We start from the raw sequence: 12,545 nt of genomic DNA on the forward strand, positions 1-12,545 counted from the left end.
ACATGACAATGCAAATAGCTTCTTCTGGTAACTTAACACCAACGTACAACATTCAACCTGTTTCTCCTGTCAGACCTCAAGGCGAGCCTCGTGCAGATTTAAGTGATATTTTAACGCCTGAACAAAAGAATACTGTGCAACAAGGTGTCGATGACAAAATTTCTGAGCAAGTTGAACAGGTAAAATCCAACGTTCAAACTGCTAAAGATATTGATTTGATGCAGTCATATTACCAGCAACAGCAAAAACTGTTTGATATCTACTTACAAACCAGTACCAAGGATAATATTGACAGTAACTCCACTCAAGTGAATCAAAGTAGTAGCGCGGTATCGGCATTAACCAATAGTTATGCTGAATTATATCAATTCCATCAAAAGGTCAAAGAGGGTGTAGGTGATTTTATTGAATATGAACCAGTCAAAATCCAGCCGATAAAAACAGTAGCCAATGTTAGTGCTAGTAATCAGCCATTAGCACTAAAACAAGTCGATGCTTACCATAGTTTAATAATGCCAACTAATGCTTCTTATTTATACCTAACTGCCTAGGAACTTAATAGCTAAGCTTGAGCCAGTCCTTAAGTATTAGCCGCTTAGATTTAGACTGATACTTAGACTTAAAACACTAGGCTTAATGCTTGAATGCTTTTAGCAAGTTCAATTCCAGCAATAAACATTGAGGTAGCCAAAGCCAAAGGGTTAGCGCAACCACATAAGCAAGATTCACCTCACAAAACAGTCCAAGTAAACTTGCCACATAGATTACTGCTCGATTACCGTATAACAGGTAATGCCGTTGCTTTTCAATTGTCATAATGTTCACCATTAATATGATGCGCAAACTTAGTTAAAACAGCCAGTGTTCGACATTATTTCTTATAACCTTTTATCGGCCAAGACTGATAAAAGGTTAGCCCTAATTAACCTTCGATACGCTTTTTTGACACTTATTCGTTTTAATTCGATCTATAGATTTCTATAGCTTTCTATAGCTTTCTATAAGAATAATGCATTTTTCAAGCCAATATTACGTCAAAAACTGAGTGAGAAAATCATTAGCTTTGTTTTAACTCGGGAGTATCGATAGTTCTAAAGGTGAGGTTTATTCGCGGTTCAAATACTTTTTTGGTCGGGGGTAATCGGTGTAACCAATGTTGTTGGGTAGTACCTTTCATCACTAACAAGCTACCGGGTTTCAGTTGCAGGGCAACAACTTGTTTCGAGAGTTTGTGTTTAAAGGCGAACTTTCGCTCTGCGCCAAAGCTCAAGGAAGCAATAGCGCCATTTTCTTTTAAATCTTTTTCACCATCACTGTGCCAAGCCATGCCCTCTTCACCTGAGTGATAGAGATTTAAAAGGCAAGAGTTATAGCTTTCATTGCTATGTTGTTCAACTAAGCTTTTTAGCGTTAATAATTCTTGGGTAAAAGCTATAGAGTGCTTAGTAATACCTGAGTAGGTATAGGCAAAAGGTTTACCATCAATTGTATCTGCGCACCAAGCGACTTTTCTTTTCGTTTCGATGAGTTTGCCAAATACCAAGGCTTGATCGCAGCGCCAAGCAATGGTGTTAAGTAACCGCTTAAAGTAGAAGTCGCTATCACTAAGCGGCATAATTTCGCCGTAATAATTAACCTCACCATCGTTAGGTAATATATTAAGCGGCTCATCGAGTAAGGTAGAAAATAAATCCATGATTAGATAAAGTAGCCTTAGTGCAGATTAATAGCTTTCGTTGAAAACTTATCTATTACCCCAAGGATTGGCAGGGCCTGAATTGGCCGAACGTTCACGGGTTTTCGTCGCTATTTTAATGCGTAACTCTTCCGCAGACTCAAGACTTAGCTCTTTTGGTGGTCTTTGCTCTAATCCTGATGGCACAATACGATCACGTGGTGGTAATTCAAAGTTGGCATCATCCGCTTTAGGTAGGCTGTTATATTGATACATATAAAAAGCTTCAACCTTTTCTTGCGCCCATGAGGTTTTCTTTAAAAACTTTAGGCTCGACTCAATACTGGCATTTTGCTTAAAACAATTTAAGTTCATATAAGCCGCTAAAATTTCAAAACCGTAATGATCAACTAAAGTCGTTAATACTATTTCAAGGCTAGTGCCATGTAGTGGGTTATTTTTATAAATATCTTTATTGATCATTATTATTCCTAAACAGCCTAAATTGGCAATTATGCTTTAACTTAACGGGTATGAATGAACTAATTATACCAGTTAAGCTAAAGCAAGTGGCAAAATAAAAAAGCCCCAGCTTACTTTATCAAGCAAAACCAGGGTCTTAATTTTCACACTTACCTGACTCATTTTTTGTCACTGAAGCTAGTAACTTAATGCTTAGCGAATGCTAATTACTTAGTGATACTCACTTAAGCATCGAGGTTATCAAGTGCTAATTTATAAGCGCATGAAACATAGTGATAACGCGAATTAAAGGTGTCGTCATCAATGGTAAAGCCAAAGTTATAGACTTTTCCTGCTGCAATTCTGCCACCGCCCGCTTTAATCAAGGCGTTAAAGTCTATAAAGATTGGCCGCACAATTACCGTAAGAACAGCAGTGAAGGTAAAATTACCGTTATTGATGTTAATAGAATAACTATTCTCGTCACCCTATGCCTTGCTTTAAGGCTTTTAATGCTTTTAATGCTCGCTGCGTGGGAATAAAGTTATTGGAATTGCTATTCACAGTGATTGACCGAGTAAATCCTTAGTTAATCTGGCTTTATAATACGAAAGCTTTATCATGGGCTAATAAACAATCGCTATAGGCTAACCGTATATGTTATCAACTTTTTTCAAAACAAAACCTGTGGTTGATGAATCAAGCAAAGAATGGATTTTTGATACTTTCTCTTGGTGTATGGAGCAACTTGATAGTGAATTTTTCAACGATAATAGTAAGCTGATCTTACCTAATAATACTTTTTACCCTGGTAGTTCAAGCAGTGTCGATGAAATGGCAGCAGCAATTTTTGCTAATACCACAAAATACGCTGGCATGACTGCATGGCCACTAAAGCTGGTAGCAGCAGAGACCTTCAGCCAAAAGCCCATGCCGCAGTTGTTTTTTCAATCATCACTACGTGGTGAAAACGCGATTATTACCGCTAAAAAACCCGCTGATGCAAGCTCTCATATCAGTTACAAAGTAGAAGGTGAGGAAGTGCTGTCAGACTTAGACATGGGCATAGATATTGCTTTTCACTCAAGTCAGCTTAACCAACCGCAAGATTTAATTGCCTATTTAGTACAAATACAAGCAGGTATTTTAGTTAATCAACATGGCAGGCTCCCTCCTGGGGGAAAAGAAGTATTGCAGCAAACCATTGATTTAGTCGCCTGTTTTATGGGCTTTGGTGTCATTTTTGCTAATACCGCTTACCAATTTAAAGGCGGTTGTGGCTCGTGTAATAACCGCAACCTTAACCGACAAGCAGCACTACCTGAACTAGAAACGGTTTATGCGTTGGCATTATTTTGTGTCATCAAAGGCATTGAGATTAAACAGGTCAAAAAAGAACTAAAGTCCCATCTCTATAAGCCATTTCGCCAAGCACACAAAGAAATCACCCTATATTTACAACAAACAACTAACCCTGAACATGCTTTGCTAACCGTAAATGTTAGCAAGTAATTAGTCTGTTAATAAGTTAAAGGTTTTAGAGAATGGCCAATATATTTAGTAATATTCCAGCAGAATTAGCCAATGAAATATTCGAAGATATCCTTATTACCAAAAAGCTAAGAATTGAACGTATAGTATCAAAGGGGCAAACCTCTCCAGATACGGGCTGGTACGATCAAAGTGATAATGAATGGCTTATTGTTTTATCGGGTTACGGGGTCATTGAATATATAAATGGTGCTAAGGTTACCCTTAAACAAGGTGATTACCTAAATATCAAAGCCCATGAGCAGCATCGAGTGATAGCAACATCATCGGATGAAGCGACAGTTTGGTTAGCTATATTCTATTAAGCTTGCTGCGTACCTCCTCGCTACACAATTTTAGTAAAGTATTATCAGCCGCTTGCAGGGGCATTGATATGACTATGAGGCAAGGCGGGTCTGATGAATTACGATAAGTTTAATAAGTTTTGTGGCTCTTTAGTAGCAACTAGCTATGTAAGGCAATGGGGCAACTCTCATGTATGGAAAGTTGATGGTAAAGTTTTTGCCATTGGTGGTTGGACCCAAGACAAACAAGCTGCGTTTACTTTTAAAACCTCAGTGTTAAATTTTGGCTTTTTAAGTGAGTCTGATGGTTATAAACCAGCCCCCTACTTTGCTAATCGCGGCATGAAATGGATACAACAATTCGACAGTAAAAAAGAAAAAGATGAAGACCTACAGTACTATCTCAGCGAGTCCCATCGCATAGTTTCACTCGGTTTAACAAAAACAAAACAAAAAGATCTTGGTTTAAATCAAGGCTAACGCTTTGATAAAGATGATAAAATATATTTTTTGGATTGGGCGACACTTTTTTGAACGACTTCCTAAATGTAAACGGATAAATATGTGATTGGCAAAGTGCTGAGGCGGTGATGCTTACTTGTCCTGAAATCCACTACTGATTCAACAAGAGCATAGCAACCGCGCTATGAAATTTATTTGCTTATCGGTTCTGTGCTATAACAAACTAATAACAAAAGACTAAATAACAGAAAATACGGCAGGCTCAGTTAATGATTTTAGCCAAGCATTTCAACCTGCTAATTTTACTAACTATTTTAAACTTCCTCTTTTGCCCATTAACCAGAGCTTTAATTCACAAAAGGAGTCTGTGGGTGTTTGAAAGTATTGCTATTCTTTCGGGATTAATTGCGACAATCTAGATTTTTATTGATGTTTATGTAGCAGGTCGATTTTATACTGGTTATGATCATGCTAAACAATTCTGTAGTGAATTAGCGGCTACTGTTAGTCCAACTACGGACACTATCCCTTTATATTTTCTCTTATTCTTAATGGCATCGGTTATGGCGGCGATATACTAGCTTTTCGCTATAGCTAAGTGTTTTTTCATTGATTTTAGTATGATTGAAACAAACAACATTTAACCTGCAATAAACAACAACCGATAGCGGTTGAGACAATTTTTTACTAGTATAGCCAGCTTATTCAAAGCCATAGATTAAAGTCCACGAATTTAAATTTTTTAAAATAACTGATTTTACCAGCCTGATATTTTAAACTGCAGGCCGTTATACCTATTGGAGAAGACCTTGAATATTCTACTGGTAAGTAGTAGCCAAAGAAATGACTCTAACAGTTTTGCCGTCGCAAAATATCTACAAACAAATATATTGAATGACATGCAAGGTGTTGAGTCTTCAATAGTAGATTTATCACGTTACCCTTTTTTATTAGACTATTACGGTATCGGTCGGGATGGGACAGGTGAAACTGGCACGGGTAGAGACGACTCAGCAGCATTGGCTGACAATAAAGATGACGTATTAACTCAGTTGTACGGCTGTGATGCTGTGGTGTTTATTGCGCCTGAATGGGGCGGTATGATCCCCCCGGCCCTCGTTAATTTATTATTGTTAACCGCCAATGGCTCGGCCAACGGTTTACCCCTAGGCCACAAACCCGCGTTTGCCATCGGTGTTTCAGCCTCGGGTGGTGGCAGTAATCCTATTTCGTTGCTAAAAGGTTATGCGGCAAAAAACAGTCACCTTACATGGATACCATTACATGCCATTGTGCAAAATGTTGATGATTTCTTAGCGCAAGAATGGGCTCCACAATTGAATAATAACTTATCGCAGGTGCAATCACGTTTATTGGTTGGTTTAAAGAGTTTAGTTATTTACGCAGAGCAATTAGCCGGTGTCAGAGAAGAGTTAGTAACACTGTCAAAAGTCCATCCTTTTGGCCAGTAACGTATCCAAGTGAATAGGGTAAGAAATAGAGTAAAACAATTATTTTTCCGCTGAAAACATGAAGGGTGTATTTTGAGACAGGCATTCGGCTATATATTTTTTGCCTTATCATTTGCAGTTTGGGCTATTATTGCGGCCTTGCCATTTATAGATATATCTAACAATGAAATAGCAGGCGCGACCACCTTACTGATTATTGCTGGTGAGCTATTCTTTCTCGCCGCCATCGCCTTATCAGGCAAAGCAGCGTGGCTGAAGGTAAAGGCTATTTTTAAGGCTAAGAACTAGCTTTACCGCGTTTTTCGTCAGGACGGCGCAATACCGTCCACTAAACCTACGCAACGCCCCCGCTGATGTAACTAAGCCAGTTTAGCTAATACTAATTACCTAATAGCAATGGCATCATCAGCGCTTCCACAAGACATTAATTAACGCGCCGAACATAATGAAAGTACCGCCCATGATAGTGGTGACCACCGGGACTTCACTAAAATACGCCCAACCGATAAAGACCGAAAACAGTACCTGCACGTAGGCATAAGCCGTGGCTTTATTAGCATCGGCGCAGTGTAGTGCTTTTGTTAGGCCGACCTGCCCTACTTGGGTGAATATGCCGATTAAAATCAGTAAACCTGTCGCCGCTAAAGTAGGCATAACAAAATCGTTACCCAAGAGAATAATTGAGATGGGCAAGGCGATCAGAGGGAAATAAAATATAATGACCGAGCTATCATCTGTTTTGGTCAGCTTTTTAATTATAATATATGCCACCGCACTGCCAAAAGCACCGAGTACCCCCGCGCCAATACTTAGCCATGGATATTGAAAGCCGCTGTCTATTTGCAAGTTTGGCTGCATCATAATAACTAAGCCAATCAAGCTCATAACGATGCAGGCTATGGTTGAGCGTTGGATGATTTCTTTCAAAAAAAATAATGCCAGAATAGCGGTAAACACTGGATGCAAATATTGTAATACCGTCGCTTCTGCCAAGGGCAAAGTTGTTACCGCATAATAAACAAACATTAGGGCAAACGTTCCCACAGTACCGCGGGCAATCAGCAGGGTTTTATTATTCCCCCACAAGGAGATCTTTTTACGCTTAATATCAGCGTAACTAATCATACCCGAGACTATGGCGCGTGCGGCAACAATTTCTAACACAGGAATACCTAAGCCACTGACTTCTTTTACACAGGCGGCCATTAAGGCGAAACCCAAAGCTGAGATCAACATATACCAAACACTTATTGGTACTGAATTTTTAATGGTGGTAAACATTTACTAGGGTACTCGAATAGGTAAGAGGCAGAGTTATACCAAACGGATAATTCGGTAAACGGGCGCTATTCTACCCCATGAAGGCTAAGAAAAAAGGCTTAAGGTTAATTAACCTTAAGCCTTTAATCGTATCTAATATACGAGTTAGCTCAAGTATTCGCTCACTCGCTTAATGTTTGCCTATAGCTAATAGCTATTACTGTATTCAACAGCGATGCGACGGCCGTAACCTTTGAATTGGTTCCTGTATGTTTGCCAAACCACTTCGTTATTCATTTGTGAGACCCGTGGTTGGTAATGTGCATTAAGGTAGTTATCAATACCCAAGGTAATGCGACCAAGGTCGGTGTTAAAAGTAGCAATTAGATCATCATGTTAGAACGCTAAGATAAAGTCATAATGATTTTTCAAGACAAGCCGCCCCGTAACTATATCTTTTAACAATACGGTTAGAACTTATTGATCTATTCATATTTATCTCTGTTTGAACAGCATACTTTTTCTTTATCTTTTCCTTGTTACGCCGCCAACTGCACGTTTTGCCTTTTTATTAACGGCTATTTAAACGTTATAAAAATGTAAATTTTGTAACAAAACACGGGCAATATAAGATATACAATATATCTAATATTGTATATGATGTTTTTCGCTACAAAGTTTGCCTGATTTATAGTCGTTTAATTTTTCAAACCTTTATTTGTAGCGAATTAACAAATAAAAAACAAGTCTTTGATATCCGAAACTTTTATAGTGAATTATCAACTTATGGATAAGATAAGTGTTGGCTATCAGATAAAAATATAATAATAACCAAGGATAGAAAATGAGTCTCATCAACAATAAAGTCATGAGTCTGTCTATGTTAATGGTGCTATGTGCATCACTAACGGCTATAGCAGGAAAGCAAACGTCGGATAATGGCCTTGCTAAAGAATTAAAAATAAAGGCAAGTAAACAGGCCTCGCCGGTGAAACCAAAAACGCTTGTTAAGGGCAATACCCTAGCAAAAAGTTTACTGAAAAGTCGTAATGTTCATCAGTCTCGCGTTAGTGCAGCAAATCAAGTTTGTGCCATTGATGAAAACGGTCAGGATTGGAGTAAATTACAAAAAAAATTAACTAAAGAGCTTAAACAATTTACCTTGTCAGCTAGCAAGACCCGTAGATCGTTATCAAGTAGATCTTTGGCAACTAGCCGTATGGCTAGAACCAGCACCTTAGCGGCAACTTCTGGTGTAGCCGACAATGGTGTAGCGGGACGTTATTATATTCCGGTAGTTTTTCATGTTTATGGAGCAGATTTCACCTGTGATGATGCCGCCCAAAGCTGCTTAACCGATGCAAAAATAGTTGATGCACTACAACGCCTTAATGAAGATTTTCAAGGCACCAATACCCAAGATGGCCCGATTGCTCCACAGTTTCAAGCTATTCGTGACAACTTAAATGTTGAGTTTGTTTTAGCTAAGAAATCTCCAACGGGTGCTGACACCACAGGTATTGTACGTTACGGGCGTGAGCAAGCAGGTTATGGTAATGGCGCTGGCGCTGATACGGCCATTGCAGGGGATGCTTGGGATAACTTTAAGTACATGAACGTTTATATTATGAACGACTTGTATGATGATGGTTCAACCAATAACTCAGGCGTTGCTTGGTATCCTGATGTAGCAATGAGCCAAGCCAACACCTCGCGCGTGGTTTATAACGGTTGGTATGTTGGTGATAATACCGATGAAAATTTCCGTTCGGTATTAACCCATGAGTTTGGCCATTGGTTGAATCTACCACATACCTTTGCCGATAATAGCTGTTCATTAGAAAACGAAACCTTTTGTGCTTTAACCGGCGATAGAAGCTGTGATACACCACAAATGTCGTTATCAACTGACATGTATGAAAACTCGAAAAACTGTCTTGGTCAGCCGACCAACACCGAAAACTTCATGCACTATACCAGCAATTATGCCATGTTTACTCAAGGGCAAGTAGCACGTATGACCGCTGCTTTACATGGCGACGCACGGGCAACACTTTGGTCCAATGACAACCTAATTGCTACCGGTTTAACAGCTTACACCAGCAATGCTGATCATCCGTGGGATGGTATTTCAGGTACGGATAATGGTCCAACGGGCGAGGTTATCGCTAGTTTTGATAACTTATCAGCAGAAATAGATGCCATCGATACTTTTGTCGTTGATGTGCCTGATGGCACTGAAGCTTTGGCATTTTACTTATCTGGCTATAGCCAAGATCCTGATATGTATGTATCTGTTGGTCAAGCTTCGACTCTACAAACGGATGGTTCTTGGCAAGCAGATTATATTTCATTCTTGTCTGCAGCTACGCCAGAGTTTATTGGTGTCTTAGGACCAAAAACAACGGATTCATATCACGCCACAGTACATGCTTTTAGCGCTTACGATAAAGCTAACTTGCAAATATTAGCGGTTGAAGATCCTTTATTAGCTAAGGGAAATAAACGCTACCATGTTATTAAGCAAGCCGGTTTATGGTCAGCTGCAGGTATAGCGCCGAAAAACTATCAATTTACTATCCCTGATAGCGCTGAAAAAGTAGTTGTCGTTTTTGCCGGTGCTTACGGCGGTGATCCAGACATGTATGTTAGCCGCAATAAAGCCGTTGATACTCAAGCTGCTGATTGTGCGCCATTTAGCGCCGCTAAATTAGCTGAGTATTGTGAATTTGACCAAGGTGGCACCTTTAATATCTTAATCGACCCCTTTGCTGAGTATTGGGATGGCGAATTGCATGTGTATTATGAAACAAGTGATGATAGCAATCAGCCACCTTTCGCCATTACAGCACCAACTTATCAAGCAATGCTTGACCATGAAGTACACTTTAACGGTGACTCTTCAACAGATGTAGATGGCAAACTTGTTAGCTACCTTTGGGATTTTGGTAACGGTGAAAGTAGCACTGAAATTAATCCAGTTTATGTTTATAACCAACTAGGTCAATACAACGCCAGCTTAACGGTTACTGATAACATGGGTATCAGTAGTACTACTAATACGGTTGTTAATATCACTTTATACAATCCAAACGATGCGGTGTTATGTGACGGTTGTAGTCGTGTTTATTTAACCGAAGAAATAGGTTTATCTGCGGCTAAAGGTAGTGAACCCCGTACTTATAAATTCAGTGTACCCACTGCTGCATCTCTGGTAGTGATTGAAATTGTTGCCGGTTCAAATGGAGATCCAGATTTACATGTGAGTCAAAACAAAGCGGTATCTATTGAATCCTTTACTTGTCGTCCTTGGGACGGTCCAGGTGCATTAGAAAGCTGTCAGTTCACAGAGGGTGGCATATTTAATGTCATGATTGACCCTTTTGATGCTTACAGTGACGTTACCTTTAAAGCGTATTACGACATTAGAGATGATGCCGACCATTCAATGCCTAACGAGTTGCCAATTGCGCAAGCAGGTGCAAGTTATACCGGTTTTACCGGCAATGCCTTAACGCTGAGTAGTGCCGGTTCAATGGATGAAGATGGTCACATTGTTAGCTACTTGTGGAACTTAGGTGACGGTAATACTAGTGACTTAGAAAATCCTCAGCATAACTATGCACAAGCGGGTCAATATAACATTAGCTTAACGGTTACCGATAACGATGGCGCAATGGCTACCGCTACAGCGACAGTTATTATTAACCCTGCGGGTGATATGGATGGCGACGGTGATGTTGACAGACTTGATATTCGCGCTTTTGGTTTAGCGCTTCGTCGTGGACAAGCGTTAGATGCATCATTTGACTTAAATGGTGACGGTATCATTAACTCTCGTGATGTTAGATTAATGAGAAGTTTATGTTCTTATGATCGCTGTAGCTCAATTGCACCACCACCACAACCACCAACAGCAGTTGCTACGGGCAATGATAACGTAGAGCAATTTAACTCTATAACCTTTAGTAGTGCCGGTTCAAATGATCAATACGGACGCATTGTGAGTTATTCATGGGATTTTGGTGACGGTGCAACAAGTAACCAAACCAACCCGAGCCATAGCTTTGAACAAGTAGGTAGCTTCAACGTAACACTGACCGTAACGGACAATGATGGTATGACAGCAACAGATACTATTGCCCTTAATGTAAATTACGGACCATTAGCTGATAGCTGTGCAGCTCAGCCAGCTTTTGTTGATGGCACGTTAGAAGCAGGCAGTGTTACTTGTTTAGGTGCAGACAGCAGCCAAAGCTTCTCAGTACCTGATATTAATAACCATCAAAGCATCGCGATTACTGTTGCCCATGGCACGGGTGATTTATCACTGTATTACCGTAATAGCGGCTGGGTAAACCTTAATAATGGCGGTTTTGATGCCTCTTCAACTGAAGCAAATAATCAAGCTTGTATCTACCTTGAGTTAACGCCAGAAATGGATTACTGGAGTTATATAGAGCTTACCGGTGCCAGCTCTGGCGCAACCATAGTGGTTGATTTTGATGTTCAGGGTTGTCGCCCTGCTCAATAAAACTCACATCTAAAAAATAAAAGAAGCCAGTCATGTGGCTGGCTTCTTTTTAAACAATGAATAAAATTTATTAATAACACTTCATAAAAATAACTATATAAAGGAAAAACCATGAAAAAATTTATTGCTATGCTTACTTTACTTATCGGCTTTAATGCTAATGCTGGCTTATTAACTATCGACTTTTCAGCTGATGAGGTTTCAGTAGGCGAATCAGTATTGGTTACTATTAGTGCTACTGATTTTGAAGAAAGCACATACTTTGGTTTTAACTTTAACTTTGATAACTCTGGGATGATTTACCAAGAAAGTTCATTAACTAGTGGTCTAGATTTAAGTATAGATACCCCTATGCTTGACGGCCTAGAAGTAGTGACTGAAGCTTTTGGCTTAAATTTCAATTTTTTATCGGATGACCCTTCAATATTTGCAGCAGGTAACTTTGTACTTGCTAGTTTTAATTTGATTGCTGATGCCACAGGCTCATTTGATTTCTCAATCTCAGATCTTTATGACGATTGGAGTTTTGTTGATCACACTGTCGCTTTTTCTGGTGCTGACTCAGTGAATGTGACTGCTGCTGTAGCGGTATCTGAGCCTAGTGCTGCATTTATGATGATGTTAGCTGGTTTTGCTTTAGTTAGCAGCCGTCGTAAAGCTAAGTAACTCATCACATATATAGCGAAGTAAACCGCTAAATAAACGCCTACAAAAGTAAAATAGTAATACATGGATGTATTTTTTCACCGAGAAAGTTGTTTTGGCAGCTTTCTCGGTTCATAGATGCTCCTACCTTGAAAACTATAAAACTCATATAAATCAATTAAAAATCAATTAAAAACAAC

At 39.4% G+C, this 12,545-nt stretch carries 13 protein-coding genes and 1 pseudogene; 10 read left to right on the forward strand and 4 right to left on the reverse strand.

Annotation, left to right across the window (positions count from 1 at the left end; all coding sequences use genetic code 11):
- Window positions 1-2: 2 nt before the first annotated feature.
- Window positions 3-551 carry a hypothetical protein gene (locus ASU03_RS14375; RefSeq protein WP_057832487.1) on the forward strand — a complete coding sequence of 183 codons (549 nt, stop codon included), beginning with the start codon at window positions 3-5 and terminating at the stop codon, window positions 549-551.
- Window positions 552-644: 93 nt separating this feature from the next.
- Window positions 645-818, forward strand: a complete 174-nt coding sequence (locus tag ASU03_RS20815; RefSeq protein ID WP_157465919.1) for a hypothetical protein — start codon at window positions 645-647, stop codon at window positions 816-818.
- Window positions 819-1,057: 239 nt separating this feature from the next.
- On the opposite strand, the gene ASU03_RS14380 is transcribed toward ASU03_RS20815, so the two are convergent.
- From ASU03_RS14380 to ASU03_RS20820, 3 genes are all read right to left on the reverse strand, one after another.
- On the reverse strand, window positions 1,058-1,696 hold the full coding sequence (locus ASU03_RS14380) for an alpha-ketoglutarate-dependent dioxygenase AlkB family protein (RefSeq protein WP_057832488.1): 639 nt from the start codon (window positions 1,694-1,696) through the stop codon (window positions 1,058-1,060).
- A gap of 48 nt (window positions 1,697-1,744) precedes the next feature.
- On the reverse strand, window positions 1,745-2,158 hold the full coding sequence (locus ASU03_RS14385) for a VF530 family DNA-binding protein (RefSeq protein WP_057832489.1): 414 nt from the start codon (window positions 2,156-2,158) through the stop codon (window positions 1,745-1,747).
- 224 nt (window positions 2,159-2,382) lie between these two features.
- Window positions 2,383-2,553: a hypothetical protein gene (locus ASU03_RS20820; protein WP_157465920.1), complete on the reverse strand. Its 171-nt coding sequence runs from the start codon at window positions 2,551-2,553 to the stop codon at window positions 2,383-2,385.
- A gap of 241 nt (window positions 2,554-2,794) precedes the next feature.
- Here ASU03_RS20820 and ASU03_RS14390 point away from each other — a divergent pair, with 241 nt between their 5' ends.
- The 6 genes and pseudogenes from ASU03_RS14390 to ASU03_RS14410 all read left to right on the forward strand — a co-directional run bounded on the left by ASU03_RS14390 (window position 2,795) and on the right by ASU03_RS14410 (window position 6,194).
- Complete coding sequence (locus ASU03_RS14390) at window positions 2,795-3,649, forward strand: hypothetical protein (RefSeq protein WP_057832490.1); 855 nt, start codon at window positions 2,795-2,797, stop codon at window positions 3,647-3,649.
- 32 nt (window positions 3,650-3,681) lie between these two features.
- Entirely contained in the window at window positions 3,682-3,993 is a 312-nt protein-coding gene (locus ASU03_RS14395; protein WP_057832491.1) for a cupin domain-containing protein, read from the forward strand.
- A gap of 93 nt (window positions 3,994-4,086) precedes the next feature.
- Window positions 4,087-4,452, forward strand: a complete 366-nt coding sequence (locus ASU03_RS14400; protein WP_057832492.1) for an MmcQ/YjbR family DNA-binding protein — start codon at window positions 4,087-4,089, stop codon at window positions 4,450-4,452.
- A gap of 401 nt (window positions 4,453-4,853) precedes the next feature.
- A pseudogene (locus tag ASU03_RS21550) lies at window positions 4,854-4,967 on the forward strand (DUF998 domain-containing protein); the annotation flags it as partial.
- A 276-nt stretch (window positions 4,968-5,243) separates the two neighbouring features.
- Window positions 5,244-5,906: an NAD(P)H-dependent oxidoreductase gene (locus tag ASU03_RS14405; protein ID WP_057832493.1), complete on the forward strand. Its 663-nt coding sequence runs from the start codon at window positions 5,244-5,246 to the stop codon at window positions 5,904-5,906.
- Between the two features lie 72 nt (window positions 5,907-5,978).
- A complete protein-coding gene (locus ASU03_RS14410; RefSeq protein WP_057832494.1) occupies window positions 5,979-6,194 on the forward strand; it encodes a transporter suffix domain-containing protein in 216 nt (71 codons plus the stop codon).
- A 117-nt stretch (window positions 6,195-6,311) separates the two neighbouring features.
- Here the strand turns inward: ASU03_RS14410 and ASU03_RS14415 are convergent, their stop codons facing one another.
- Complete coding sequence (locus ASU03_RS14415; RefSeq protein WP_082627295.1) at window positions 6,312-7,187, reverse strand: DMT family transporter; 876 nt, start codon at window positions 7,185-7,187, stop codon at window positions 6,312-6,314.
- A gap of 823 nt (window positions 7,188-8,010) precedes the next feature.
- Between ASU03_RS14415 and ASU03_RS14420 the strand changes: the two genes are divergently transcribed.
- Window positions 8,011-11,700: a PKD domain-containing protein gene (locus ASU03_RS14420; RefSeq protein ID WP_057832495.1), complete on the forward strand. Its 3,690-nt coding sequence runs from the start codon at window positions 8,011-8,013 to the stop codon at window positions 11,698-11,700.
- 111 nt (window positions 11,701-11,811) lie between these two features.
- A complete protein-coding gene (locus ASU03_RS14425) occupies window positions 11,812-12,366 on the forward strand; it encodes a hypothetical protein (protein ID WP_057832496.1) in 555 nt (184 codons plus the stop codon).
- Window positions 12,367-12,545: the final 179 nt, after the last annotated feature.

Origin of the sequence: Colwellia sp. TT2012 (genome assembly GCF_001440345.1) — a bacterium.
In the GTDB taxonomy this organism is placed as follows: domain Bacteria; phylum Pseudomonadota; class Gammaproteobacteria; order Enterobacterales; family Alteromonadaceae; genus Colwellia.

Excerpts from the sequence above, each read along its gene's own strand:
- ASU03_RS14375 (WP_057832487.1), top strand. The coding sequence starts at position 3 with ATGACAATGCAAATAGCTTCTTCTGGTAACTTAACACCAACGTACAAC.
- ASU03_RS20815 (WP_157465919.1), top strand. The coding sequence starts at position 645 with ATGCTTTTAGCAAGTTCAATTCCAGCAATAAACATTGAGGTAGCCAAA.
- ASU03_RS14380 (WP_057832488.1), bottom strand. The coding sequence starts at position 1,696 with ATGGATTTATTTTCTACCTTACTCGATGAGCCGCTTAATATATTACCT.
- ASU03_RS14385 (WP_057832489.1), bottom strand. The coding sequence starts at position 2,158 with ATGATCAATAAAGATATTTATAAAAATAACCCACTACATGGCACTAGC.
- ASU03_RS14390 (WP_057832490.1), top strand. The coding sequence starts at position 2,795 with ATGTTATCAACTTTTTTCAAAACAAAACCTGTGGTTGATGAATCAAGC.
- ASU03_RS14395 (WP_057832491.1), top strand. The coding sequence starts at position 3,682 with ATGGCCAATATATTTAGTAATATTCCAGCAGAATTAGCCAATGAAATA.
- ASU03_RS14400 (WP_057832492.1), top strand. The coding sequence starts at position 4,087 with ATGAATTACGATAAGTTTAATAAGTTTTGTGGCTCTTTAGTAGCAACT.
- ASU03_RS14415 (WP_082627295.1), bottom strand. The coding sequence starts at position 7,187 with ATGTTTACCACCATTAAAAATTCAGTACCAATAAGTGTTTGGTATATG.
- ASU03_RS14420 (WP_057832495.1), top strand. The coding sequence starts at position 8,011 with ATGAGTCTCATCAACAATAAAGTCATGAGTCTGTCTATGTTAATGGTG.
- ASU03_RS14425 (WP_057832496.1), top strand. The coding sequence starts at position 11,812 with ATGAAAAAATTTATTGCTATGCTTACTTTACTTATCGGCTTTAATGCT.